Raw genomic sequence first — 24338 nt, forward strand, 5'->3', positions numbered from 1 at the left:
AGCCGGGGTGATGTGCGAATCGGGCCGCCGATGCGACACAATGGCGGCGTAGGAGGGGAGTATTCCTCTGCGCCGGTCTCGTCAACACGGTCTTCACTCTTCGGGGTGAGCCCGGGGCCGGCGGTCGTCGCCCAGCCGGGCGCCGGCGGAAGAGACCTCCGACAGTCGCACGTCGCTGTCACCGCTTCATTCCGGAGCGGGAGCAGCGATGAACCGTGTCTGCCGGAGGTTCCCGTTGAATGTTTCCGCCTGGGTCTGGGTCATCACCCTCGTTGCCCTGGTCGTCGTCCTCGCCGTTGATCTGCTGATCGTCGGCCGGCGACCGCACGAGCCCAGCATGCGCGAGGCAGGCGGCTGGGTCGCCTTCTACGTCACGCTGGCCCTCGCCTTCGGGGTGGGCGTGTGGGTCGCCTGGGGTGGTCAGGCCGCCGGCGAGTTCTACACGGGCTGGCTGACCGAATACAGCCTCTCGGTCGACAACCTCTTCGTCTTCGTGATCATCATGGCGCGCTTCGCGGTGCCCCGGCAGTTCCAGCAGAAGGTGCTGCTCATCGGCATCGTGCTGGCGCTGGTCATGCGCGGCGCGTTCATCGCCGCCGGCGCCGCGCTGATCGCGCAGTTCTCCTGGGTCTTCTACATCTTCGGCGCGTTCCTCGTCTACACCGCCATCACGCTGCTCAAGCAGGGCGAGAACGACGAGGACGACTTCAAGGAGAATTTGCTCATCCGGTGGAGCAAGCGCGCGCTGCCGATCTCCTCGTCGTTCGACAGCGGCAAGATGACGGTGGTGACCGAGGCCGGCAAGCGGCTGTTCACGCCGATGCTCATCGTCATGATCGCGATCGGCACCACCGACCTGATCTTCGCGCTCGACTCGATCCCGGCCATCTTCGGCATCACCAAGGAGCCGTACCTCGTCTTCACCGCGAACGTCTTCGCGCTGATGGGCCTGCGCCAGCTGTACTTCCTGCTCGGGGGCCTGCTGGAGCGGCTGGTCTACCTCAACATCGGGCTGGCGTTCGTGCTCGCCTTCATCGGCGTCAAGCTGTTCCTCGAGGCGCTGCACACCAACGCGCTGGGCTTCATCAACGGTGGCGAGGGTGTGCACTGGGCGCCGGAGATCCCGATCTGGCTGTCGCTGCTGGTCATCCTCGGCACGCTGGGCATCGCCACGGTCGCGAGCCTGCTCAAGTCGTCGCGTGACAAAAGGAAAGAACTGATCAAGGCCTGAGCAAGCCAAAAGCCGGGGGTACGCGTGGTGCGTACCCCCGGCTTTTTGTCTGTCCGTCAGCCCTGGTGCTTGCGGCGGGCCGCAGCCCGGCCGCGGACCTGCTGGTCGAGCACGACCTTGCGGATCCGTACGTTCACCGGGGTCACCTCGACGCACTCGTCCTCGCGGCAGAACTCGAGGGCCTGCTCCAGCGACAGCTTGCGCGGCGGGATCAGCTTCTCGGTCTCGTCGGAGGTCGACTGACGCATGTTCGTCAGCTTCTTCTCCTTGGTGATGTTGACGTCCATGTCGTCCTGGCGGGAGTTCTCGCCGACGATCATGCCTTCGTAGACCTCGGTGGTCGGCTCGACGAAGAGCTGGCCGCGCTCCTGCAGGTTGGTCATCGCGAACGCGGTCACCACACCCGCCCGGTCGGCCACCAGCGAACCGTTCTGCCGGGTGCGCAGCTCGCCGAACCACGGCTCGTAGTCCTCGAAGATGTGGTGCATGATGCCGGTGCCGCGGGTCTCGGTGAGGAACTCGGTCCGGAAACCGATCAGGGCGCGGGCCGGGACCAGCCACTCCATCCGCAGCCAGCCGGTGCCGTGGTTGATCAGCTCTTCCATCCGGCCCTTGCGGGTGGACAGCAGGGTGGTGATGGCGCCCATGTACTCGTCCGGGGCGTCGATGGTCAGGCGCTCGACCGGCTCGTGGATCTTGCCGTCGATCGTCTTGGTGACCACCTGCGGCTTGCCGACGGTCAGCTCGTACGACTCGCGGCGCATCTGCTCGACCAGGATCGCCAGTGCGAGCTCACCACGGCCCTGCACCTCCCAGGCGTCCGGGCGCTCGGTCGGCAGCACGCGCAGCGAGACGTTACCGATCATCTCGCGGTCGAGGCGGTCCTTGACCATCCGGGCGGTCACCTTGGCCCCCTTGACCTTGCCGACCAGCGGCGAGGTGTTGGTGCCCAGGACCATGGAGATGGCCGGCTCGTCGACGCTGATCAGCGGCAGCGGGATCGGGTTCTCCGCGTCGGCCAGCGTCTCGCCGATCATGATGTCGGCGATGCCGGCGACGGCCATGATGTCGCCCGGGCCGGCGCTCTCGGCCGGCTTGCGCTCCAGGCCCTCGGTGATCAGCAGCTCGGAGATGCGCACGTTGCTGATCGTGCCGTCGGTCTTGCACCAGGCCACGGTCTGGCCCTTGCGGATCGTGCCCTCGTGCACCCGGCACAGCGCGAGCCGGCCGAGGAAGTTGGAGGCGTCGAGGTTGACGACGTGCGCCTGCAGCGGCGCACCCTCGGTGTAGGTGGGGGCCGGGATGGTGTCCAGGATCGTGCTGAACAGCACCTCGAGGTCGGTGCTGTCCTCCGGGATCGTGCCGTCCTTCGGCTGGGTCAGGGAGGCGATGCCGTCGCGCGCGCACGCGTAGACGATCGGGAACTCGATCTGGTGCTCGTCGGCGTCGAGGTCGAGGAAGAGCTCGTACGTCTCGTCGACGACCTCCTTGATCCGGGCGTCGGGCCGGTCCACCTTGTTGATGATCAGGATGATCGGCAGCTTGGCCTGGAGCGCCTTGCGGAGCACGAAGCGGGTCTGCGGGAGCGGGCCTTCGGAGGCGTCGACGAGCAGGGCGACGCCGTCGACCATGGTGAGGCCGCGCTCGACCTCACCGCCGAAGTCGGCGTGGCCGGGGGTGTCGATGATGTTGATGGTGACGGGCTCGCCGTCGGCGGGCTTGTAGCTGATCGCCGTGTTCTTGGCGAGAATGGTGATGCCCTTTTCCCGCTCCAGGTCCATGGAGTCCATGGCGCGGTCGGCCATCTCGCCCCGTGCGTGGGACTGGCTCCCCTGGCGCAGCATGGCGTCGACCAGGGTGGTTTTGCCATGGTCGACGTGGGCGATGATGGCGACGTTGCGTAGGTCGGTGCGGGTCTGCATATCACCATTGTCCCCGGTCTTTGTTGCGGTGACCGTCCGGGGTCACAACCCGGAACCGGTGTCGGACCTCGTCCCTGATGGGCATTTTGTCGGGCGGCACGGGCGGCGGCCCGCTGCTAGCGTTCGGGCGTCGTCTCCAGGCACCGGGAAGGACTTCGTCGATGAACCGCAGGCTTCTCGTGCTCGTCGCAACGCTGGTCGGGTCGCTGGTGGTGAGCGGTTGCGGGCTCGGCGGGCAGAAGCAGCAGCCGGTCACGGTGGCGGCGCAGCCCACGGCCTCGGTGCCGGAGAACATCGTCGACCCGGTGCTCGAGGACGAGGAGCCCAGCCCGGAGCCGACCACGGCGAAGCCCAAGCCGAAGAAGAGCACGGCCAAGCCCAAGGCCACCCCGACCGAGGACCCCAACAACTTCCAGCTGCCCGCCTGCGCCGAGCGCGACGGCAAGGAGATTCCCAAGGCCAAGGCCAAGGCGGCTCTGAAAGCCGCGGCCGGCAAGACGTACTGGCCGGGGTCCGCGCCGCAGCTCAAGGTGCCGAGCCGGCTGGTCCTGGTCACCGCCTGGCACGAGAGCGGCTGGACCTCGAACTACGTGAACTGCGACGGCGGCCGGGGCCTGATGCAGGTGATGCCGGACACCGAGGCGTTCATCAACCAGCGTTTCGAGAAGTCGTACTCGAGCAAGGACTACAAGCAGAACGCGGTGCTCGGCGCCAACTACCTGGCCTGGCTGACCAAGGCGTTCGGGGACGCGTACTTCAAGGGCAAGTACGACCTGAGCACCAAGAAGTGCAAGAGCCACTCCAGCCTGTGCCTGCTCAACATGGTGATCGCGGGTTACAACATGGGCCGCGGGGCGGTCGACGAGGCGTACGCGCGCAAGGAGCTCCCCAACGAGCAGTACGTGGACGTCACCCGTTCGCTGATGAAGTCCTGCTACTGCGACCGCTACTAGCGACCGGGTCGCCGGGCGCCGCAGGGGTCGAGCTACACTAGTCGGCGGAACCCGAGACTGTGCCCGCCGCTTTGACCCATTCTCGAGCGCGGTAGTAAGGTCTCGGGGTTGTCGTGCGTTGATGATGCTGGCGAGCTCCTGATGTAGGTTCGTGCAGCACACACTAAGGAGCTTTTGCGTAATGCCGCCCAAGAAAAAGACCCATGAGGTAACCCTCGCGCTTGAGGCGGGTAACGCCGCGATGGTCGACCTCGGCAAGATGCTCGGCCCGACCGGCGCCAACATGCGTGCCGTCAAGGTCGAGTACGACGAGGCGACGTCGAAGCAGCGTGGCGAGATCATCCCGGTCGTCGTGTCGGTCTACGAGGACCGCAGCCACACGCTGACCTACAAGACTCCGCCGACGAGCTTCCTGATCCGCAAGGCTCTGGGCATCCAGTCGGGCGCGTCCAACCCGCTGACCCAGACCGTGGGCACGCTCAGCGCCGACCAGATCAAGCAGATCGCCGAGCGCAAGCTCCCCGACCTGAACGCGAACGACGTCGACGCCGCGGTGAAGGTCGTCGCCGGCACCGCGCGCTCGATGGGCGTCAAGGTCGCCGAGTAAGTCTCGTAAGCACAAAAACGGCGCGGGTCCCGATCGGGACCCGCGCCGTTTTTTCATGCCTCTTTGCCGACGACCTCGTCGATGAGGCCGTAGTCGCGGGCCTCGGCCGCGCCGAGCACCCGCCCGGCGGACAGGTCGTCCTCGATCCTGCTGCGGGTCTGGCCGGTCACCTCGACCAGGCGCAGCACGACCTCCTCCAACTCGCGCAGGTGCTGCCCGGCGGCCGCGGCCACCTCGTCGGCGGTGCCGGTGACCCCGGCCGCGCGGGGTTCGGCCAGCTTGAAGCGGGCATGCCGGTACGCGGAGCGGCGCTCGGCGGCGGCCAGCACCGCCAGCACGGCCCCGCCGGCCTCGGAGGTGACCACCGCGTGCACGGGCGCGGCCATGGCGTCCATGACGTCGATGACGGCGTGCGCCGCGTTCAGGTCACCGCCGGAGCTGGCCACGTGCAGCTGGATCGGCTCCGGCCCGGCTGCGTCCAGGGTGAGCAGGGCGGCGGCGATCCCGGAGGCGGCCTGCCCGGTGAGCGGGCCCCGGATCATGACGATGCGCTGGTCGAAGAGGCGTTCCTCGAGCCAGCCGGGAAGGGTGGGTCCGCCGCCCGGCCACTGCTCGGGTGGGGGAGGAGGGCTGGAAGGTTGCCATCGCAGATCGGGTGTCACCGGACCTCCGCGCGTCGAGGGGTGTTCCGAGTCTAGGGACGCGCGCACCGGATGGGGGAACGGTTCAGCCGTGGGCGGACGGCGCATTGCCCGCGGCTGCCCGGAGTGCTTGCATGGACACCATGTGACCCGCCGCACACCAGGAGTTGTGATGTCCGAACCGCTGCAGCTGGACCCCGCCACGACGGCACTCGTGCTGATCGAGTATCAGAACGAGTTCGTCTCGGAGGGCGGCGTGCTGCACAACGCCGTCGCGCCGGTGATGGACAAGACCGGGATGCTGGCCAACACGATCGCCCTGGTCGACGCGGCCCGCGCGGCCGGCGTGACGATCATGCACGCGCCGATCACGTTCGCGCCGGGCTACGGCGAGCTGTCGCGGCACCCGTACGGGATCCTCAAGGGAGTCGTGGACGGCAACGCCTTCGTCAAGGGCACCTGGGGCGCGGCGATCGTCGAGGACCTGACCCCGGCCGAGGGCGACATCCTCATCGAGGGCAAACGCGGCCTGGACACGTTCGCCAGCACGAACCTGGACTTCATCCTGCGGTCGCGCGGCATCTCGACGGTGATCCTGGCCGGCTTCCTGACCAACTGCTGCGTGGAGTCCACGATGCGCAGCGCGTACGAGAACGGCTACCGCGTCATCACCCTGACCGACTGCACGGCGGCGACGTCGGCGGAGGAACACGACAACGCGATCGCGTACGACTACCCGATGTTCTCCCTGCCGATGGAGTCGACCAGGCTCACCGCCGCCCTCTGAGCCTCACCAGCCGCGCTCGCGCCACTCCTGCAGGTGGGGGCGTTCCGTGCCCAGGGTCGAGTCCTTGCCGTGGCCCGGGTAGAACCACGTGTCGTCGCCCAGGCGGTCGAACAGCTTGGTCTCCACGTCGCCGATCAGCGATGCGAAGTTCTTCTTGTCGCCGCGGGTGTTGCCCACGCCGCCCGGGAACAGGCTGTCGCCGGTCCACAGGTGGGCGATGCCGTCCGGCTCGCGGTAGAGCAGCACGATCGAGCCCGGTGTGTGCCCCACCACGTGGATCACCTCGAGCGTGCAGTCGCCCACCGCGATGGTGTCGCCGTCGCGGACCGTGCGGGTCACCACCGGGATCGCCTCGGCGTCGTCGGCGCCCGCTATCGACTCCGCGCCGGTGGCCTTGACGACCTGCTGGAGGGCGCCGGTGTGGTCCGGGTGGCGGTGGGTGGTCACGACCGCCGACAGGCCGGCCGGGCCGATCAGCTCCAGCAGGGTGTCCGCGTCGTTCGCGGCGTCGATCAGCACCTGCGTGCCGTCGGCGCGGCAGGTCAGCAGGTACGCGTTGTTGTCCATCGGGCCCACCGACACCTTGCGGACGGTCAGGCCGGTGAGCTCGCGCACGGCCGGCCGGCCGCCGCGGGTCACCTCTCCGGTGTAGGACATGTCACTTCCACCTCGGGGGCTCGGGCAGTGCGCCGTCCGGCGACACCGTGAGGTCGCTGCCGTCGGCCCGGCCGGCCAGCCAGGCCGCGATCGAGCGGGTCGGGCCGCTGATCTCCGGGGCGCCGTCCGGGTTGCCGATGGTCAGCGTGTGCTCGACGCCCTGCGGGCGCAGCACCAGGTCGAGGTCCTGGATGTTGGTGACGATCTCGCGCAGCAGCCGCAGCGCGAACGCGTCCGACCAGTCCTCGGGGGTGTAGCCGCGGCCCAGGTCGACGTGGTGCACCTCGACCTCGCGCAGCCGGGCCCACGGCACCGCGGCCGCGGATGCGCCGGTCGGGGCCAGGAAGAACGTCCACGCCTCGGCCGGCATCGCCGCGGCCGCGTCGGCGAGGCGTTCGTGGGCCTCGCGCAGGTCGGCGATCTGCTCGGCCACCGGCCGGTCGGCGCCGGCGTCGATGCCGTCCGCGCGGGCCGTCGGCGACGCGTAGGCCGGCGTCTCCACACCGGTGCGGGCCCAGGTCAGCAGATTGGTGTAGGCGTCGGCGTTGCGGGCCACGTGGGTCAGGACGTGCCCGACGGTCCAGCCCGGCAGCGCGGACGGCGCGCTCATCGCGCTGTCGTCCAACCCCTCAGCGGTACGGATCAGGCGCTCGGTGGCCTGGTCAACATCGGTCATCAGCACAAGCGGGTCAACCGTCACGAGACGACCCTAGTTGGTGGCCCCGGCGCGGGCGCCACGGAATTCGCTTTCGTGGCCGTAGCGGCGTCCGTACCGTCGGTGCAGACGCGCCAGACGATCACGGAGGGGGTGGGAATCGTGCTGTTCGTCGTTCGTGCGTTCCGGCTTCGCCCGGAGGCTGCCGCCTGACGCCTGTCGGCGCGGCCTCCCCTTCACCCTAAGGGTTCTCATGTCTGACCTGTCCGCGCTGGGCTGGGACGAGACACTCGCGTCCGCCTATCGACCCTTCGACCGTCCCGACGCCACCGCCGCCCGCGTGCTGCGGGCCGACCGCGGCGTCTGCACCGTTCTCGATCCGTCCGGGGTGACCCGGGCCAGCCTGGCCGGCAGTGTGCTGCTCAGCGCCGCCCACGACCCGGCCAATCTGCCCTGCGCCGGTGACTGGGTGGTGCTGCGGCGCTGGCCCGACCGGCGTACCACCGTCGACTGTGTGCTGCCACGGCGCACCGCGCTGATCCGCCGTACCTCGGACAAGGACTCCGTCGGCCAGGTCCTGGCCGCCAACATGGATGCCGTCGCGGTCGTCGAGCCGATGCACCCCGAGCCCGACGACGCCCGCCTGGAACGCCTGCTCGCGCTCGCCTGGGAGTCCGGCGCGCAGCCGGTCATCGTGCTTTCCAAGAGCGACACCGCGCGTGATCCGCAGGCGGTCGCGCGCCAGCTCGCCGAGCTGGCGCCCGGGGTACGCGTCCTGCCGGTCAGCGTGCATCGCGGCACCGGCCTCGAGGCGTTACGCGAGTACGTCGCCCACGGCCGCACTCTGGCGTTGCTGGGTCGTTCCGGCGCGGGCAAGTCGTCGCTGGTCAACGCCCTCGCCGGCACCGAGGTGATGGGCATCCAGGAGATCCGGCGCGCCGACGGCAAGGGCCGGCACACCACCGCGTACCGGAATCTGGTCGTCATCCCGGGCGGGGGAGCGGTCCTGGACACGCCCGGCATCCGCGGGGTGGGTCTGCTCGACACCGCCGGGGGTCTCGACCGGGCCTTCGCCGATGTGACGGCGCTGGCCGGGCAATGCCGGTTCGGTGATTGTGGTCACGACGGCGAGCCGGGTTGCGCGGTCGCGGCGGCGCTGGCCGACGGGACGTTGCTGCCGCGGCGCCTGGAGAGCTGGCGCAAGCTGCACCGCGAGGTCGCCGTCGAGAGCAGCCGGCGGGCCGCGCGGCTGGCGCAGGCCGCGAGCTCGTCACGGCGCAGGCCGCGCCGCTGAGCGCCTCTGGCACAATTCACCGGTGCCCGCGGTGGAAGAGGTCCTGGACGAGCGCGGCCTCCCGGCCGCGGCGGCGCCCCCGCCCGCGCGGCGCCGCCGCCCCGACCTCTGGGCGCTGACCAGCTATCTCGCGCTCGGCGTGCTGGTGCTGATCCAGCTCTGGATCGACCCGGCCGGCCGGGTGCTGTCGCACAACGACGACGACCACGGCTTCTTCGCCTTCGCCATGGCGCACGGCGAGCGGGTCCTCTTCCACGGCGCGAATCCGCTGTTCAGCGACCGGATGAACGTGCCCGACGGCGTCAACATGATGGCCAACACCACTGAGCTGGCCCTCAGCCTGCCGATGGCCCCCATCACCCACTGGCTGGGCGTGGGCGTCTCGGTCGTGCTGCTGCTCACTCTGGGTCTCGCCGGTACGGCCTTCGCCTGGTACCGGGTGCTGTCGCGGCACCTGGTCGAGAGTCGCCGGGCCGCCTGGATCGGTGGCCTGTGGTGCGGGTTCGCGCCGACGATGGTGTCGCACGCCAACGGGCACATCAACTTCGTCTCGCAGTTCGTCGTGCCGTTCATCGTCTGGCAGGTGCTGCGGCTGCGCGAGCCCGGCCGGGCCGTCCGCGGCGGGGTCGTGCTCGGGCTGCTGATCGTGCTGCAGGTCTTCATCAACGAGGAAGTCCTGCTGTTCACGGCGCTGACGCTGGCCGCGTTCGTGATCGCGTACGCGGCGCTGGCGTGGTCGGAGGTGCGGGGTTACTGGCGCCGGTTCCTGGCCGGGCTGGGTGTGGCGGGTATCACCGCGCTGGTGCCGCTGGCGTACCCGCTGTGGTTCCAGTTCACCGGGCCGCAGAGTTACAGCGGGCAGCCGTTCGAGCCGGGCAAGTTCGTCACCGACCTGCTGTCGCTGGGCGCGTACGCGCGGCAGTCGCTGGCCGGCAACGCGGCGATCGCCCGGGAGCTGAGCGTCAGCCCGACGGAGGAGAACACCTTCTACGGCGTACCGCTGCTGGTGTTGCTCGTCGTCTCGCTGGTGCTGGTGTGGCGCAACCTGGCCGCCCGGGCCGCCGCGATCGCCGGCCTGGTCCTGCTGATCATGTCGATGGGCCCCGAGCTGCGCGTCGGCGGCTACGACACCGGCATCCCGCTGCCGTTCGCGCTGATCGCCCACGTGCCGGTGATCGACCTGGTCAGCGTCACCCGGTTCGCGATGGTGACCACGACGATCATCGGCCTGCTGCTGGCGCTGGCCGCCGACCGGGTGCCCGCGCTGAGCCGGCGCCGGCAGACCGCGTTCTGGGTCGGCCTGGCCGTGGCCGTCGTGCCGGTGCTGCCCAAGCCGCTGCCGGTGGTCGCCGCCGACCCGCTGCCGCCGTTCATCGCCCAGCAGATGTGGCGCGACTACGTCAGCGACGACCGCACTCTGGTGACCGTGCCGTTGCCTGAGGTCACCACGGGCCGGGTCGGGATGCGGTGGTTCGCGATGTCCGGGCTGGATTACCGGGTTCCGCGGGGCTACTTCATGGGCCCGGCGGACCCGCCGCTGAACAACACCGGCTCCTGGAACGCCGCACCCCGGCGCACCTCCGACCTGTTACGCATCGCGGGGGCGTACGGTCGGATGCCGGTGGTCACGGTCGCCGACCGGATGGCCGCCAAGAACGACCTGAGCTACTGGCGGGCCGCGGTGGTGGTGCTCGTGCCGGGCACCCCGCACCACGACCTGCTCGAAAAGACCCTCACCGACCTGCTCGGGAAGGCTCCGCAGCAGGTCGGCGGGGTTCAGCTGTGGGACGTACGGGGCATCGTTCGCCCGTCCGGGTGACGGGAATGCCGGTCCCGTCCACGGCGCTGTAGTTCGCTGGCGGAAAACTTGTCGTACCCCGTGGCTAGGGTGGCGGCGCCCATTGTCTTGACGTTACGGAGTGGCTGGCTGTGGCCGACCGACTGATCATCCGCGGCGCGCGGGAGCACAACCTGCGCGACGTCAACCTCGACCTGCCCCGCGACGCGATGATCGTGTTCACCGGTCTCAGCGGCTCGGGCAAGTCCAGCCTCGCCTTCGACACCATCTTCGCGGAGGGCCAGCGCCGTTACGTGGAGTCGCTGTCGTCGTACGCGCGGCAGTTCCTCGGGCAGATGGACAAGCCCGACGTCGACTTCATCGAGGGCCTGTCCCCGGCCGTGTCCATCGACCAGAAGTCGACCTCACGCAACCCGCGCTCCACCGTCGGCACGATCACCGAGGTGTACGACTACCTGCGGCTGCTCTTCGCCCGTACCGGAATCCCGCACTGCCCGGTCTGCGGTGAGCGGATCAGCAAGCAGTCGCCGCAGCAGATCGTCGACCGGGTCCTGGCGATGCAGGAGGGCACCCGGTTCATGGTGCTCGCGCCGGTGATCCGCGGCCGCAAGGGCGAGTACGTCGACCTCTTCGCCGAGCTGCAGTCCAAGGGCTACGCCCGGGCCCGGGTCGACGGCGTGGTGCACCCGCTGGCCGAGCCGCCGAAGCTCAAGAAGCAGGAGAAGCACACCATCGAGGTGGTCGTCGACCGCCTCTCGGTCAAGGCCGGCAGCAAGCAGCGCCTCACCGACTCGGTCGAGGCGACGCTGGCGCTGTCCGGCGGCATCGTGCTGCTCGACTTCGTCGACCTGCCCGAGGACGACCCGAACCGCGAGCGCCGCTTCTCCGAGCACCTGGCCTGCCCCAACGACCACCCGCTGGCGATCGAGGACCTCGAACCGCGGGTCTTCTCCTTCAACGCGCCCTACGGCGCCTGCCCGGAATGCACCGGCCTGGGCACCAAGAAGGAGGTCGACCCGGAGCTGATCGTCCCGGACGAGGAGCGCACCCTGCGCGAGGGCGCGATCCAGCCCTGGTCCGGCGGCTCCACCATGGAGTATTTTCTGCGGCTGCTGGAGGCCCTGGCCAAGGCCGAGAAGTTCAGCGTCGACACCCCCTGGCGGAAGCTGCCGAGCCGGGCCCAGAAGACGATCCTGTACGGCTCCGAGGACCAGGTCCACGTCCGCTACCGCAACAAGTACGGCCGTGAGCGCTCCTACTACACCGGCTTCGAGGGTGTGGTGCAGTGGATCGAGCGCCGGCACAGCGACACCGAGAGCGACTGGTCCCGCGACAAGTACGAGGGCTACATGCGCGAGGTGCCCTGCCCGACGTGCTCCGGCGCCCGGCTCAAGCCCGAGGTGCTGGCGGTCACGATCGCCGGCAGGAGCATCGCCGAGGTCTGCAACCTGTCCGTCGGCGAGTGCGCCGAGCTGCTGGCCACCATCGAGCTGACCGACCGCGAGAAGATGATCGCCGAGCGGGTGCTCAAGGAGATCAACGCCCGGTTGCGCTTCCTGGTCGACGTCGGCCTGGACTACCTGTCGCTGGACCGCGGCGCCGGCACCCTGTCCGGCGGCGAGGCGCAGCGCATCCGGTTGGCCACCCAGATCGGCTCCGGCCTGGTCGGCGTGCTGTACGTCCTGGACGAGCCGTCGATCGGCCTGCACCAGCGGGACAACCACCGGCTCATCGAGACGCTGGTCCGGCTCAAGAAGCTGGGCAACACGCTGATCGTGGTCGAGCACGACGAGGACACCATCCGGACCGCCGACTGGATCGTCGACATCGGCCCCGGCGCCGGTGAGCACGGCGGCAACATCGTGCACAGCGGCTCGGTCAAGGGTCTGCTGGCCAACAAGGAGTCCCCGACGGGGGCGTACCTCTCCGGCCGCAAGAAGATCCCCATGCCGGCCACCCGCCGCCCGCACACGCCGGGCCGCGAGCTGGTCGTGCAGGGCGCGCGTGAGCACAACCTGCGCGACATCACCGTCGGCTTCCCGCTGGGGCAGTTCATCGCGGTCACCGGGGTCAGCGGCTCGGGCAAGTCGACGCTGGTCAACGACATCCTCTACACCGTGCTGGCCAACCAGATCAACGGCGCCCGGATGGTGCCGGGCCGGCACACCCGGATCTCCGGCCTGGAGCACGTCGACAAGGTCGTCGGTGTGGACCAGTCGCCGATCGGGCGCACCCCGCGGTCCAACCCCGCCACGTACACCGGCGTGTTCGACAACATCCGCAAGCTGTTCGCGGAGACCGTCGAGGCCAAGGTGCGCGGGTACGGTCCCGGCCGGTTCTCGTTCAACGTCAAGGGCGGCCGCTGCGAGAACTGCTCCGGCGACGGCACGATCAAGATCGAGATGAACTTCCTGCCGGACGTCTACGTCCCCTGCGAGGTGTGCAAGGGCGCCCGGTACAACCGGGAGACCCTCGAGGTGCACTACAAGGGCAAGACGATCTCCGAGGTGCTGGAGATGCCGATCGAGGAGGCCGCGACCTTCTTCGAGCCGATCACGTCGATCCACCGCCACCTCAAGACCCTGGTCGATGTCGGCCTGGGCTACGTGCGGCTGGGCCAGCCCGCGCCGACTCTGTCCGGTGGTGAGGCGCAGCGCGTCAAGCTCGCCTCCGAGCTGCAGAAGCGCTCCACCGGCCGGACGGTCTACGTGCTCGACGAGCCGACCACCGGCCTGCACTTCGAGGACATCCGCAAGCTGCTGCTGGTGCTCAACGGCCTGGTCGACAAGGGCAACACGGTCATCACCATCGAGCACAACCTCGACGTGATCAAGAACGCCGACTGGCTGATCGACATGGGCCCCGAGGGCGGCCACAAGGGCGGTCTGGTGCTGGCCACCGGCACCCCCGAGGAGCTGGCCGACGTGCCCGACAGCCACACCGGGCAGTTCCTGCGCCCGATGCTCGGCCTCACCGGCGAGCCGGCCGGTGCGGCCGCCGCGCTGGCCCGCGCGGCCAAGGCCAACGGCGCCCCGAAGGCCGCGACCAAGCCCCGGGCGACCCGGTCCCGGGCCAAGGCCGCCGTCTGATCCACAGGTAACACACAGCTACGCCGTCCGCCCGCCCCGCTACCAGGGGCGGGCGCTGCTGCCTGCTCGAAACCACCGCCAAATACGGCATCCATGCCGATATTTTTCCACCCGGCCCATGAACCACAACGCGGATGGCAGCGTATGTACAAGCAACGCCGCGTGACGCAAGCACGCGGCTCAGGGGTACGGGAAGGGTTCGGAACAGATGACTGACGTGCAGACGAGGCCCGACGCCGAGATCGCCGCCGTCCAGCCGGCCTGCGGGGGAGCGGGATCGTCGCGCCGCGTCGTGCTGGCCGGAGCCACCGCGCTCGGCGCCGGCTGCCTGCTGGCCGCCTGTGGCACCGACACCGGCGGCGCCGGCAGCAACGGCTCCAGCGGCGGCGACTTCAGCAACAACCCCGCGCCGGCCGGCAGCAAGGGCGCCGACACCGGCTCGACCTCCGGCGGCGACTCGGGCGGCAACTCCGGTGGCGCGGCGCTCGCGCTGGTGGCGGACATCCCCGAGGGCGGCGGCATCATCAAGGGTGACTACGTCATCACCCAGCCCGCCTCGGGCACCTTCAAGGCGTTCAGCAAGGTCTGCACCCACCAGGGCTGCGACGTGAGCAAGGTCGACGGTGGCGTGATCACCTGCCCGTGCCACAACAGCACCTTCTCCATCGAGGACGGCGCGCCGACCGGCGGCCCGGCCAAGAAGCCGCTGCCCGAGACCAAGGTCAAGGTGGACGGCGACAACATCGTCGCCGCCTGAGGCGACCCGCGAACTAGGGCCGGCGTGATCCTGCCGACACCGCCGGCCCCGACACACTCCGGCCGGAGGCCCGACGCCGTGGCGGCGGCAACGGGCCTCCGGTCGGATAATCATGTCAGGGGTCCGCACTAGTGTTGAGTCGTGCCTGACCCGTCCAGCTATCGGCCGGCGCCCGGGACCATTCCGGACGCCCCCGGTGTCTACCGCTTCCGTGACCCCACCGGCCGCGTCATCTACGTGGGCAAGGCGAAGAGCCTGCGCAGCCGGCTGAATTCGTACTTCGCCGACACGTTCGGCCTGCACGCCCGCACCCAGCAGATGGTCACCACCGCGGCCGCCGTCGACTGGGTGACCGTCAGCAGCGAGGTCGAGGCGCTGCAGCTGGAGTTCTCCTGGATCAAGGAGTTCGACCCGCGCTTCAACGTGAAATACCGCGACGACAAGTCGTACCCGTTCCTCGCCGTCACGCTCAACGAGGAATACCCCCGGCTGCAGGTCATGCGCGGCGCCAAACGCAAGGGCGTGCGCTACTTCGGGCCGTACTCGCACGCCTGGGCCATCCGCGAGACCCTCGACCTGCTGCTGCGCGTCTTCCCGGCCCGCACCTGCTCCAGCGGCGTGTTCAAGCGCGCCGGCCAGATCGGCCGCCCCTGCCTGCTGGGCTACATCGGCAAATGCTCGGCGCCCTGCGTCGGCACCGTCTCCGCCGCCGAGCACCGGGAGATCGTCGACGACTTCTGCGACTTCATGGCCGGGCGCACCGACACGTTCGTCAAGCGCCTCGAACGCGACATGATGCAGATGTCCGAGCAGCTCGAGTTCGAGAAGGCGGCCCGGCTCCGCGACGACATCGCCGCCCTGCGCAAGGCCATGGAGAAGCAGACCGTCGTGCTCGGCGACGGCACCGACGCCGACGTCGTCGCCTTCGCCGAGGATCCGCTCGAAGCGGCGGTGCAGGTCTTCCACGTCCGCGACGGCCGCGTCCGCGGCCAGCGCGGCTGGGTCGTGGAAAAGGTCGAGGACCTCAGCACGGGAGACCTCGTGCACCACTTCTGCACCCAGGTGTACGGCGACGAGCACGGCGAGAACGACGTCCCCCGCGAGCTGCTCGTCCCCGCCCTGCCGCCCGACGCCGAAGCGCTGGAGAAGTGGCTCACCGAGCACCGCGGCAGCCGCGTCAGCCTGCGCGTGCCCCAGCGCGGCGACAAGCGTTCCCTGCTGGAAACGGTGGCCCGCAACGCCGGCGAGTCCCTGGCCCGGCACAAGCTGCGCCGAGCCGGCGACCTGACCACCCGCAGCAAGGCCCTCGATGAGATCGCCGAGGCGCTGGGCATGGAAACGGCGCCGCTGCGCATCGAATGCTTCGACGTGTCCCAGATCCAGGGCACGGACGTGGTGGCCAGCATGGTGGTCTTCGAGGACGGCCTGGCCCGCAAGAGTGAATACCGGCGCTTCGCGGTCCGCGGAAACCCGGACGGCTCCGGCACCGACGACCTGGCGGCGATGAGCGAGGTGATGCGGCGGCGGTTCGCCCGCTACCGCGCCGAGGCCTCACCGGGCGGCTCCGCACCACCGTCCGACGCCCTGACCGACGGCCCAGCCGATGTCCTGGCTGGTGGTCCGGCTGATCGCCTGGCCGGTGGCGCGGCCGACGTTGCCGCTACGGCTGACGGCTCGGAGCCGGTGACCAGCGAGCTGCCCGGCATCGACCCGCTGACCGGGCGGCCGCGCCGCTTCGCCTACCCGCCCAACCTGGTCGTCGTCGACGGTGGCCAGCCGCAGGTCAACGCGGTTGCCGCGGTTCTGTCCGACCTCGGCATCACCGACGTGGCTCTGTGCGGCCTGGCCAAGCGGCTGGAAGAGGTGTGGCTGCCGGGCGAGGACTTCCCGGTGATCCTGCCCCGCACCTCCGAGGCCCTCTATCTGCTTCAGCGGGTGCGCGACGAGGCCCACCGCTTCGCCATCACGTTCCACCGGCAGCGGCGCTCCAAGCGCATGACCGCGTCCGCGCTCGACAACATTGCCGGGCTGGGGGAGACGCGGCGCAAGGCGCTGCTGCGGCACTTCGGCTCGTTGAAGCGGCTGGGGCAGGCCACACCGGAGGAGATCACCGAGGTCCCGGGCATCGGCCGCCGGACAGCGGAGGCGGTCCTCGCCGCCCTGGCCGACACCACGAAGGCCGGGGACCCCGCACCCGACCCGGCCACACCGGCGACCGGCGGTGCGGGAAAGACGAAGGCGGGAGCGAATCGCAACAGAGCCGCGCGGCCGCGCATCCCGACCCCGGACACCGTGGACCTCGGCGACCCGCCGGCTGAACCGGGGCAGGAGTCGTCCGTGGCAGCGCTGGAACGGCCTTGACGCAATCATTCCGCCGACGCCGCGGGTAGTGGCGGAATACGGGCGGTGGGGACGCGGTTCACCGGGTGGGTCGATCGGGGTGGCTCGCGGGACCCTTCGGGCACCGGATCGGGTAAAGGACACCACGTCCGGCGGTACCGGGTCGACGCTTCGGCCTAGGATGCAGTGTCCGCCCGGAGGGGGCGCAGGCGCAGTGCGGTTCAGGAGGAGTGCGTGACCGAGTCGATGCCGGAGTTCGTTCCGGAGCTGACGCCCGACGAGGCCGGTACCGACCTCGTGGTGGTGACCGGGGTGTCCGGTGGCGGCCGCAGCACGGTCGCCCGCGCCCTGGAGAACGTCGGCTTCTACGTCGTCGACAACCTGCCGCAGGCGCTCATGCTCGACATGGCCCAGCTCGCCTTCGAGGCCGGCGGGGCTGCCCGGCGTACGGCAATGGTTCTTGACGTCCGCAGCCGGGCCTTCTCCACCGACCTGGCCGGCGCGGTCCGCGCGCTCAAGGAGCGCGGCTTCTCGCCGCGCGTCGTGTTCGTCGACGCCGACGACGAGGTGCTGATCCGGCGCTTCGAGTCCGTCCGGCGCTCGCACCCGCTGCAGGGCGACGGCCGTCTCGCCGACGGCATCGCCGCCGAGCGCAAGCTGCTCGAAGAGGCACGCGAGCAGTCCGACGTGATCATCGACACCAGCCACCTGAACGTGAACCAGCTCCGGCGCCGCGTCGAGGAGCTGTTCGGTGGCGAGGACGCCCGGCGGCTGCGCATCACTGTGCTCTCGTTCGGCTTCAAGTACGGTCTGCCGCCCGACGCCGACTACGTGATGGACGCGCGCTTCCTGCCGAACCCGTTCTGGGTGCCGGAGCTGCGCGAGCACACCGGCCTGGAAGAGGGCGTCAGCAGCTACGTGCTCGGCCAGGAAGGCGCCCACGACTTCGTCGGCACGTACGCGGGCCTGATCGCCGCGACGGCGCCCGGTTTCGAGCGCGAGGGCAAGCGTTACCTGACGGTGGCGGTCGGCTGCACCGGCGGCAAGCACCGCAGCGTCGCGATCGCCGAGGAACTCACGGCGCAGCTGCGCGACATCCGCCTGTCCGCCCATTCCTCGCACCGCGACCTGGGGCGGGAGTGACGGCGGCGCAGCCGGCGGGGCCGGGCAGCAGCCCGGCAGAGCAACGCGGTGTGACCGCCGGTTCCAGCGACGACACCACGCGGCGCCGCATCAAGGTCGTGGCGTTCGGGGGCGGGCACGGGCTCGCGGCGTCCCTGCGCGGGCTGCGGAACTGCGCGCCCGCCCTGGACCTCGACATCACCGCCGTGGTGACGGTGGGTGACAACGGCGGGTCGAGCGGCCGGCTGCGAGCGGAACGGGACGCGCAGCTGCCGCCGGGTGACCTGCGGATGGCGCTCGCGGCGCTGGCCGGTGACGATCCCGGTCATCAGCGCACGGTGGCGCTCATGCAGCACCGGTTCGCCCTCGTCGGCAAGCCCGACCGGCGCGGCCCCGGCACCGACGGCGCGGGAGCGGGGAGCGGCCGGGAAGGCGAGGTCGGCTCGAAAGCTGCGGTCGGTCCGGAAACCGAGACCGGCTCGGACTCCGACTTCAGGCCCGAACCCGCATCCGGTGCCGACTCCGGCACGGGTTCCGGCCTCGGTGCAGGCTCCGGCCTCGGTGCGGGAGCGGGGGACAAGGCCGGCTGGGGCAGCGTCGATCGGCGGATCGCGTCGGTCGGGGGGAAGCATGATCCGCTCGCCGGGCACGCCGTCGGGAACCTGCTGCTGCTCGGCCTTCTCGAACTGCTCGGTGATCCCGTCGCCGCCCTCGAGCACGCCGCCGCCATGGTCGGTGCTCGCGGCCGGGTCCTGCCGATGGCCTCGCACGCCGTCGGGATCGAGGCCGAGGTGCGCGGCGGTGACCCTGACCGGCCCGACGAGGTTGTCACCGTGCGCGGGCAGCATGCCGTCGCCGTCGCCACCGGGCACATCGAGGCGCTGCGGATCGTGCCGTCCTCGCCGCCGGCCTGTCCGCCCGCCCTGGCCGCCATCGCCGAGGCCGACTGGCTGATCTTCGGGCCCGGCAGCTGGTACACGAGTGTTCTTCCGCATCTGCTCGTGCCCGAGCTGGCCGAGGCCATCGTCGCCAGTCCCGCCCGGCGGCTGGTCACGCTCAACCTCGGCGCCGACAACGAGACCTCCGGGCTCTCCGTGGCCGACCATCTGGCCGCCCTGCACTGGTATCTGCCGCGGCTGCGCGTGGACACCGTGCTGGCCGACGCGAAGTGGGTCGGCGAGCCCGATCCGGTGCACCGGGCCGCCCAGGCCCTGGGTGCACGCCTGGTACTGGCGCCGCTGGCCGTTGCGGACGGCAGTCCCAAGCATGATCCTGAGTCGTTGGGCACAGCACTGGTGCCAGTCCTCGGCTCCGATCGTTAAGCAACTGGCGTACCGCGAAACAAGCATGAGGTGACTTCGAAGATGGCGATGACGGCAGCGGTCAAGGACGAGCTGAGCCGGGTCGACGTACCCAAGCCGTGCTGCCGCCGTGCGGAGATGGCCGCCCTGCTGCGCTTCGCCGGTGGGCTGCACATCGTGTCCGGGCGGGTGGTCGTCGAGGCCGAGCTCGACACCGGCGCGGTGGCCCGGCGGCTGCGGCGGGAGATCGCCGAGGTGTACGGCTACCCCAGCGAGGTGCACGTCCTCGCCTCCGGTGGCCTGCGCAAGGGCAGCCACTACATCGTGCGGATCGTCAAGGACGGCGAGGCGCTGGCCCGGCAGACCGGTCTGCTCGACGTCCGCGGCCGGCCGGTGCGGGGCCTGCCGCCGCATGTCGTCTCGGCCAACGTCTGCTGCGCGGTCGCGGCGTGGCGGGGCGCGTTCATGGCGCACGGCTCGCTGACCGAGCCCGGCCGCTCCAGCGCGCTGGAGATCACCTGCCCGGGCCCGGAGGCCGCACTGGCGCTCCGCGGCGCCGCGCGCCGCATCGGCATCACCGCCAAGGAGCGCGAGGTGCGCGGCGTCGACCGTGTGGTGATCAAGGACGGGGACGCGATCGCGGCGCTGCTCACCCGCATCGGGGCGCACTCGAGCGTGCTGGCCTGGGAAGAGCGACGGGTACGCCGTGAAGTCCGCGCAACCGCGAACCGCCTGGCCAACTTCGACGACGCCAACCTGCGCCGCTCGGCCCGAGCGGCCGTGGCAGCAGCCGCGCGCGTGACCCGAGCGCTGGAAATCCTCGCGGACGAGGCCCCCAACCACCTCACTTCGGCCGGCCGACTGCGGCTGGAGCACCGCCAGGCCTCGCTCGAGGAACTGGGGGCGCTGGCCGACCCGCCACTGACAAAGGATGCAATCGCCGGCCGTATAAGGCGTCTGCTCGCCCTCGCCGACAAGCGCGCCCGCGACCTGGGCATCCCCGACACAGAAGCAGCAGTGACCCCAGAAATGATGGCCTGCTGACCCACCCCCACCCCTGACGCGGCCCCGGCACCACGCCTGACCAAACCCCGACACTTACGCCTGACGGAGGCCCGGCTGCGCCTACGAGGGCCCGGCCCTGCGCCTGACCGGGGCCCGGCGTTGCGCCTGACAGGGTGCCGGCGTTGCGCCTGACCGGGGCCCGGCACCGGGCGTAACCGGCGGCCTGGCATTGCGCCTGACCGGCGGCCTGGCACCGCGCCTAATCGGCAGCCTGGCACCGGGTGTGACCGAGGCCTGGCACCGCGCGTGACCGGGCCCGGCACCGGGCGTACCGGGGCCTGGCACCGCGTGACCGGCCCGGCACTGAGCGCAAGCGGCGCGGTCTATTCGCTTGACCACCCGCCGGCCTCGGCCTGCCCGACAGAATCCCCCGGCGTCACCCCAGGCGCGGCAGCCAGCCCACAAACCGCAAGGGGACCACCGCCCGGCACCGTGCACCCAGCGGCGAGCAACCATGAACCTGCCCGCCAGCGACTCGCATGCAAGGTTGGGGGCCGGGGGTGCCCAAGCAGGCATAAAAACGCTCCACCAGCCAGCTTGGGCACCCCCGGCCCCCAACCGTCAACCGCAACCGACCCGCCAACTCGGGCCGCAGCCGACCAACTCGGGCCGCAGCCGACCGACCCGGGCCGCAGCCGACCGACCCGGGCCGCAGCCGACCGACCCCGGCCGCAGCCGACCGCCAACCCCGGCGGAGCCCAACGGCCCGGACCACCACCCCCGGCCGCCGACGAAACGGCGCTCAGTCAGGTTTGCGGTTGTCGATGGGTGTGCGCGTACCGGAAACGTTTGCGCACCTTAGGTCACGATCAGGTCGCGCCCCCGGTCCAGGGGCGAGAGGGGTTCTCGGATAGGGTGGCCTCGACGGCGACGGTGCCGGCAAGCATGGCCGCCCGCGCCGGGCGCCGCCGGCAGCGCCAGCTCCGACCTGGCCGCGGCGGACTCGAGCTTCGAGGCGCGGTGGCCAGATGAAGCAACTGCCGGCCCTCGATCAGGTCGGCACGCAGACCTCCGCCGGTCCTAGATCCCGGCGGACCGAAACGAGGAGATCCACCTGTGACCATCCGGGTTGGCATCAACGGCTTCGGCCGTATCGGCCGCAACTTCTTCCGGGCGGTTTCCGCCTCCGGCGCGGACATCGAGATCGTCGGTGTCAACGACCTGACCGACAACGCGACGCTCGCCCACCTGCTGAAGTACGACAGCATCCTGGGCCGGCTGCCGCACGAGGTGAAGGCCACCGCCGACGAGATCACCGTGGCCGGCAAGACCTTCAAGGCGTTCGCCGAGCGTGACCCGGCCAACCTGCACTGGGGTGACCTGGGTGCCGACGTCGTCATCGAGTCGACCGGCTTCTTCACCGACGCCACCAAGGCCAAGGCGCACGTCGACAACGGCGCCAAGAAGGTCATCATCTCGGCGCCGGCCAAGAACGAGGACATCACGATCGTGATGGGCGTCAACGACCACCTGTACGACGCCGCCAAGCACACGATCATCTCGAACGCGTCGTGCACGACCAACTGCCTCGCGCCGATGGCCAAGGTGCTCAACGACACGATCGGCATCGAGCGTGGCCTGATGACCACGATCCACGCCTACACGCAGGACCAGAACCTGCAGGACGGCCCGCACAAGGACCTGCGCCGCGCCCGCGCCGCCGCCCTCAACGTGGTGCCGACCTCCACCGGTGCCGCCAAGGCTGTCAGCCTGGTGCTGCCGGAGCTCAAGGGCAAGCTCGACGGCTTCGCGATGCGCGTGCCGATCCCGACCGGCTCGGCCACCGACCTGACCTTCCAGGCCGGCAAGGAGACCTCCGTCGACGAGGTCAACGCCGCGATCAAGGCCGCCGCGGACGGCCCGCTCAAGGGCATCCTGGTCTACACCGAGGACCAGATCGTCTCCTCGGACATCGTCACCGACCCGGCCTCCTGCATCTTCGACGCCGGCCTGACCAAGGTCATCGGCAACCAGGTCAAGGTCGTCGGCTGGTACGACAACGAGTGGGGCTACTCGAACCGCCTCGTCGACCTGGTCAAGCTGGTCGGCTGAGCCAGTTGAAGACTCTCGACGACCTGCTCGGCGAGGGTGTCTCGGGTCGGCGCGTGCTCGTGCGCGCCGACCTGAACGTCCCGTTCGACAAGGCTGACCCAAGCCGGATCAGTGACGACGGCCGCATCCGCGCGGTGCTGCCGACCCTGATCACTCTGCGTGATGCGGGTGCCCGCGTGATCGTGTGCTCGCACCTCGGCCGCCCCAAGGGCGCGCCGGACCCGAAGTACACGCTCGCCCCGGTCGCCACCCGCCTCGGTGAGCTGCTCGGCAACCCGGTCGTCTTCGCCGAGGACACCGTGGGCCCGTCCGCCAAGGCGGCCGCCGACGCGCTGCTCGACGGCCAGGTGCTGCTGCTGGAGAACCTGCGCTTCAACGCTGGGGAGACCAGCAAGGACGACGCCGAGCGTGGCGCGTTCGCGGACGAGCTGGCCGGGCTGGCGGAGTTCTACGTCGACGACGCGTTCGGCGCGGTGCACCGCAAGCACGCCTCGGTCTACGACGTCGCGGCCCGGCTCCCGCACTACGCCGGCGGCCTGGTCCTCACCGAGGTCGAGGTCCTGCGCAAGGTGACCGAGACCCCGGAGCAGCCGTACGTGGTGGTGCTCGGCGGCTCGAAGGTCTCCGACAAGCTCGCCGTCATCCAGGCGCTGCTGCCGAAGGTCGACAAGCTGCTCGTCGGCGGCGGCATGTGCTTCACCTTCCTCAAGGCCCAGGGCCACGAGGTCGGCAAGTCGCTGCTCGAGGCCGAGATGATCGACACCTGCGCCGATCTGCTCGCGCAGGCCCAGGGCCGCATCGTGCTGCCGGTGGATGTCGTCGCGGCTACGGCCTTCGACGCAAACGCTGAGCACGACGTGGTCTCCGCCGACGCGATCCCGGCCGACCGGCTCGGGCTCGACATCGGCCCGGCGTCGGTGGCGCTGTTCGCCGAGGCCATCGGTTCGGCGAAGACGGTGTTCTGGAACGGCCCGATGGGCGTCTTCGAGCTGGCGCCGTTCGCGGCCGGCACCCGGGGCGTCGCCGAGGCCATCACCAAGATCGACGGCTTCTCGGTGGTCGGTGGCGGCGACTCGGCCGCGGCCGTACGCACCCTGGGCATCGACGAGTCCGGCTTCGGGCACATCTCGACCGGCGGCGGCGCGTCGCTGGAATACCTCGAGGGCAAGTCCCTGCCCGGCGTCTCGGCACTGGAGTCCTGATGGCTGACGTGACCCGCCGGCCGATCATGGCCGGCAACTGGAAGATGAACCTCAACCACTTCGAGGCCATCCTCCTGGTGCAGAAGCTCGCCGCGAGCCTGAACGAGCAGCAGCTGACCGACGTCGAGGCGGTTGTGCTGCCGCCGTACACCGACCTGCGCAGCGTGCAGACGGCGATCGACGGCGACAAGGTGCCGATCCGCTACGGCGCGCAGGACCTGTCCCCGCACAAGGGCGGCGCATACACCGGGGACATCTCCGGGGCGATGCTGGCCAAGCTGGGCTGCACCTACGTGGTGATCGGGCACTCCGAACGCCGCGAGTACCACCACGAGGACGACGCGCTGGTCAACGCCAAGGTGAAGGCGGCCCTGGCCAACGACCTGACGCCGATCCTGTGCGTGGGTGAGGGCCTGGAGATCCGCGAGGCCGGCAGCCACGTGCCGCACTGCTGCTCGCAGCTGGACGGCGCGCTCGACGGGCTCAAGGCCGAGCAGGTCAAGAACATCGTGATCGCGTACGAGCCGGTGTGGGCGATCGGCACCGGCAAGACCGCGACGCCCGACGACGCGCAGGAGGTGTGCGGCGCCATCCGGGCGCGGCTCGCCGAGAAGTACGGCGCGGAGACGGCGGACGCGGTGCGCGTGCAGTACGGCGGCTCGGTGAAGGCGGCCAACATCGCCGCGATCATGGCGCAGCCCGACGTGGACGGCGCCCTGATCGGCGGTGCGAGCCTGGACGCCGAGGAGTTCGCGTCGATCGTCCGGTTCCGCGAGCACGTCCAGCGCTGAGTTGTAGGCCCGGCCGCCGCCATGCGGTGGCCGGGCACCCGCTATTGTGGTGGCGCTGCTGTGCCCTTCGAGAG

General features: G+C 70.3%; 19 protein-coding genes. 15 read left to right on the plus strand and 4 right to left on the minus strand.

Going from position 1 to position 24338, the window contains the following annotated elements:
• Positions 1–235: 235 nt before the first annotated feature.
• Entirely contained in the window at positions 236–1231 is a 996-nt protein-coding gene (locus ACQP2Y_RS10695) for a TerC family protein (RefSeq protein ID WP_433726835.1), read from the plus strand.
• A 56-nt stretch (positions 1232–1287) separates the two neighbouring features.
• Here the strand turns inward: ACQP2Y_RS10695 and typA are convergent, their stop codons facing one another.
• On the minus strand, positions 1288–3153 hold the full coding sequence (typA, locus tag ACQP2Y_RS10700) for a translational GTPase TypA (protein ID WP_433726837.1): 1866 nt from the start codon (positions 3151–3153) through the stop codon (positions 1288–1290).
• 161 nt (positions 3154–3314) lie between these two features.
• On the opposite strand from typA, the gene ACQP2Y_RS10705 reads away from it, so the two are divergent.
• Positions 3315–4106: a transglycosylase SLT domain-containing protein gene (locus ACQP2Y_RS10705; RefSeq protein WP_433726839.1), complete on the plus strand. Its 792-nt coding sequence runs from the start codon at positions 3315–3317 to the stop codon at positions 4104–4106.
• A gap of 181 nt (positions 4107–4287) precedes the next feature.
• A complete protein-coding gene (locus tag ACQP2Y_RS10710; protein WP_212993075.1) occupies positions 4288–4713 on the plus strand; it encodes an uL11 family ribosomal protein in 426 nt (141 codons plus the stop codon).
• Between the two features lie 53 nt (positions 4714–4766).
• Here ACQP2Y_RS10710 and ACQP2Y_RS10715 read toward each other — a convergent pair whose 3' ends face one another.
• On the minus strand, positions 4767–5375 hold the full coding sequence (locus ACQP2Y_RS10715) for an ATP-dependent Clp protease proteolytic subunit (protein WP_433726841.1): 609 nt from the start codon (positions 5373–5375) through the stop codon (positions 4767–4769).
• 151 nt (positions 5376–5526) lie between these two features.
• On the opposite strand from ACQP2Y_RS10715, the gene ACQP2Y_RS10720 reads away from it, so the two are divergent.
• Positions 5527–6141 (plus strand): cysteine hydrolase, encoded by a 615-nt coding sequence (locus tag ACQP2Y_RS10720; protein ID WP_360819467.1) that lies wholly within the window; start codon positions 5527–5529, stop codon positions 6139–6141.
• Between the two features lie 3 nt (positions 6142–6144).
• Here the strand turns inward: ACQP2Y_RS10720 and ACQP2Y_RS10725 are convergent, their stop codons facing one another.
• Together ACQP2Y_RS10725 and ACQP2Y_RS10730 are read right to left on the minus strand one after the other, a co-directional pair.
• Positions 6145–6798: an MBL fold metallo-hydrolase gene (locus tag ACQP2Y_RS10725; RefSeq protein ID WP_433726843.1), complete on the minus strand. Its 654-nt coding sequence runs from the start codon at positions 6796–6798 to the stop codon at positions 6145–6147.
• A 1-nt stretch (position 6799) separates the two neighbouring features.
• Entirely contained in the window at positions 6800–7498 is a 699-nt protein-coding gene (locus ACQP2Y_RS10730; RefSeq protein WP_433726845.1) for a maleylpyruvate isomerase family mycothiol-dependent enzyme, read from the minus strand.
• 208 nt (positions 7499–7706) lie between these two features.
• On the opposite strand from ACQP2Y_RS10730, the gene rsgA reads away from it, so the two are divergent.
• The 11 genes from rsgA to tpiA all read left to right on the plus strand — a co-directional run bounded on the left by rsgA (position 7707) and on the right by tpiA (position 24264).
• Complete coding sequence (gene rsgA / locus ACQP2Y_RS10735) at positions 7707–8747, plus strand: ribosome small subunit-dependent GTPase A (protein WP_433726847.1); 1041 nt, start codon at positions 7707–7709, stop codon at positions 8745–8747.
• Between the two features lie 22 nt (positions 8748–8769).
• On the plus strand, positions 8770–10566 hold the full coding sequence (locus ACQP2Y_RS10740; protein ID WP_433726849.1) for a glycosyltransferase 87 family protein: 1797 nt from the start codon (positions 8770–8772) through the stop codon (positions 10564–10566).
• 110 nt (positions 10567–10676) lie between these two features.
• Positions 10677–13634, plus strand: coding sequence for an excinuclease ABC subunit UvrA (gene uvrA / locus ACQP2Y_RS10745; RefSeq protein ID WP_433726851.1), 2958 nt, complete (start codon positions 10677–10679; stop codon positions 13632–13634).
• Between the two features lie 208 nt (positions 13635–13842).
• Positions 13843–14391 carry a Rieske (2Fe-2S) protein gene (locus ACQP2Y_RS10750; protein WP_433726853.1) on the plus strand — a complete coding sequence of 183 codons (549 nt, stop codon included), beginning with the start codon at positions 13843–13845 and terminating at the stop codon, positions 14389–14391.
• A gap of 141 nt (positions 14392–14532) precedes the next feature.
• Entirely contained in the window at positions 14533–16752 is a 2220-nt protein-coding gene (uvrC, locus tag ACQP2Y_RS10755) for an excinuclease ABC subunit UvrC (protein WP_433726855.1), read from the plus strand.
• Between the two features lie 225 nt (positions 16753–16977).
• A complete protein-coding gene (rapZ, locus tag ACQP2Y_RS10760) occupies positions 16978–17874 on the plus strand; it encodes an RNase adapter RapZ (RefSeq protein WP_360822008.1) in 897 nt (298 codons plus the stop codon).
• 89 nt (positions 17875–17963) lie between these two features.
• A complete protein-coding gene (locus ACQP2Y_RS10765; protein ID WP_433731888.1) occupies positions 17964–19175 on the plus strand; it encodes a gluconeogenesis factor YvcK family protein in 1212 nt (403 codons plus the stop codon).
• A 42-nt stretch (positions 19176–19217) separates the two neighbouring features.
• The gene (whiA, locus tag ACQP2Y_RS10770; RefSeq protein ID WP_184996434.1) at positions 19218–20198 is read left to right on the plus strand and encodes a DNA-binding protein WhiA; all 981 of its coding nucleotides are present in this window, start codon (positions 19218–19220) and stop codon (positions 20196–20198) included.
• 1077 nt (positions 20199–21275) lie between these two features.
• On the plus strand, positions 21276–22271 hold the full coding sequence (gap, locus tag ACQP2Y_RS10775; protein WP_433726857.1) for a type I glyceraldehyde-3-phosphate dehydrogenase: 996 nt from the start codon (positions 21276–21278) through the stop codon (positions 22269–22271).
• A 5-nt stretch (positions 22272–22276) separates the two neighbouring features.
• Positions 22277–23473, plus strand: coding sequence for a phosphoglycerate kinase (locus ACQP2Y_RS10780; RefSeq protein WP_433726859.1), 1197 nt, complete (start codon positions 22277–22279; stop codon positions 23471–23473).
• Positions 23473–24264, plus strand: coding sequence for a triose-phosphate isomerase (tpiA, locus tag ACQP2Y_RS10785; RefSeq protein ID WP_433726861.1), 792 nt, complete (start codon positions 23473–23475; stop codon positions 24262–24264). Before ACQP2Y_RS10780 ends, tpiA begins: the two co-directional genes overlap by 1 nt.
• Positions 24265–24338 lie beyond the last annotated feature (74 nt).

This window comes from Actinoplanes sp. CA-051413, from assembly GCF_050955795.1.
Classification (GTDB): domain Bacteria; phylum Actinomycetota; class Actinomycetes; order Mycobacteriales; family Micromonosporaceae; genus Actinoplanes.

Coding starts and splice junctions, on each gene's coding strand:
- typA (WP_433726837.1), bottom strand. CDS start 3,153: ATGCAGACCCGCACCGACCTACGCAACGTCGCCATCATCGCCCACGTC.
- ACQP2Y_RS10705 (WP_433726839.1), top strand. CDS start 3,315: ATGAACCGCAGGCTTCTCGTGCTCGTCGCAACGCTGGTCGGGTCGCTG.
- ACQP2Y_RS10710 (WP_212993075.1), top strand. CDS start 4,288: ATGCCGCCCAAGAAAAAGACCCATGAGGTAACCCTCGCGCTTGAGGCG.
- ACQP2Y_RS10720 (WP_360819467.1), top strand. CDS start 5,527: ATGTCCGAACCGCTGCAGCTGGACCCCGCCACGACGGCACTCGTGCTG.
- ACQP2Y_RS10725 (WP_433726843.1), bottom strand. CDS start 6,798: ATGTCCTACACCGGAGAGGTGACCCGCGGCGGCCGGCCGGCCGTGCGC.
- rsgA (WP_433726847.1), top strand. CDS start 7,707: ATGTCTGACCTGTCCGCGCTGGGCTGGGACGAGACACTCGCGTCCGCC.
- ACQP2Y_RS10750 (WP_433726853.1), top strand. CDS start 13,843: ATGACTGACGTGCAGACGAGGCCCGACGCCGAGATCGCCGCCGTCCAG.
- rapZ (WP_360822008.1), top strand. CDS start 16,978: ATGCCGGAGTTCGTTCCGGAGCTGACGCCCGACGAGGCCGGTACCGAC.
- whiA (WP_184996434.1), top strand. CDS start 19,218: ATGGCGATGACGGCAGCGGTCAAGGACGAGCTGAGCCGGGTCGACGTA.
- tpiA (WP_433726861.1), top strand. CDS start 23,473: ATGGCTGACGTGACCCGCCGGCCGATCATGGCCGGCAACTGGAAGATG.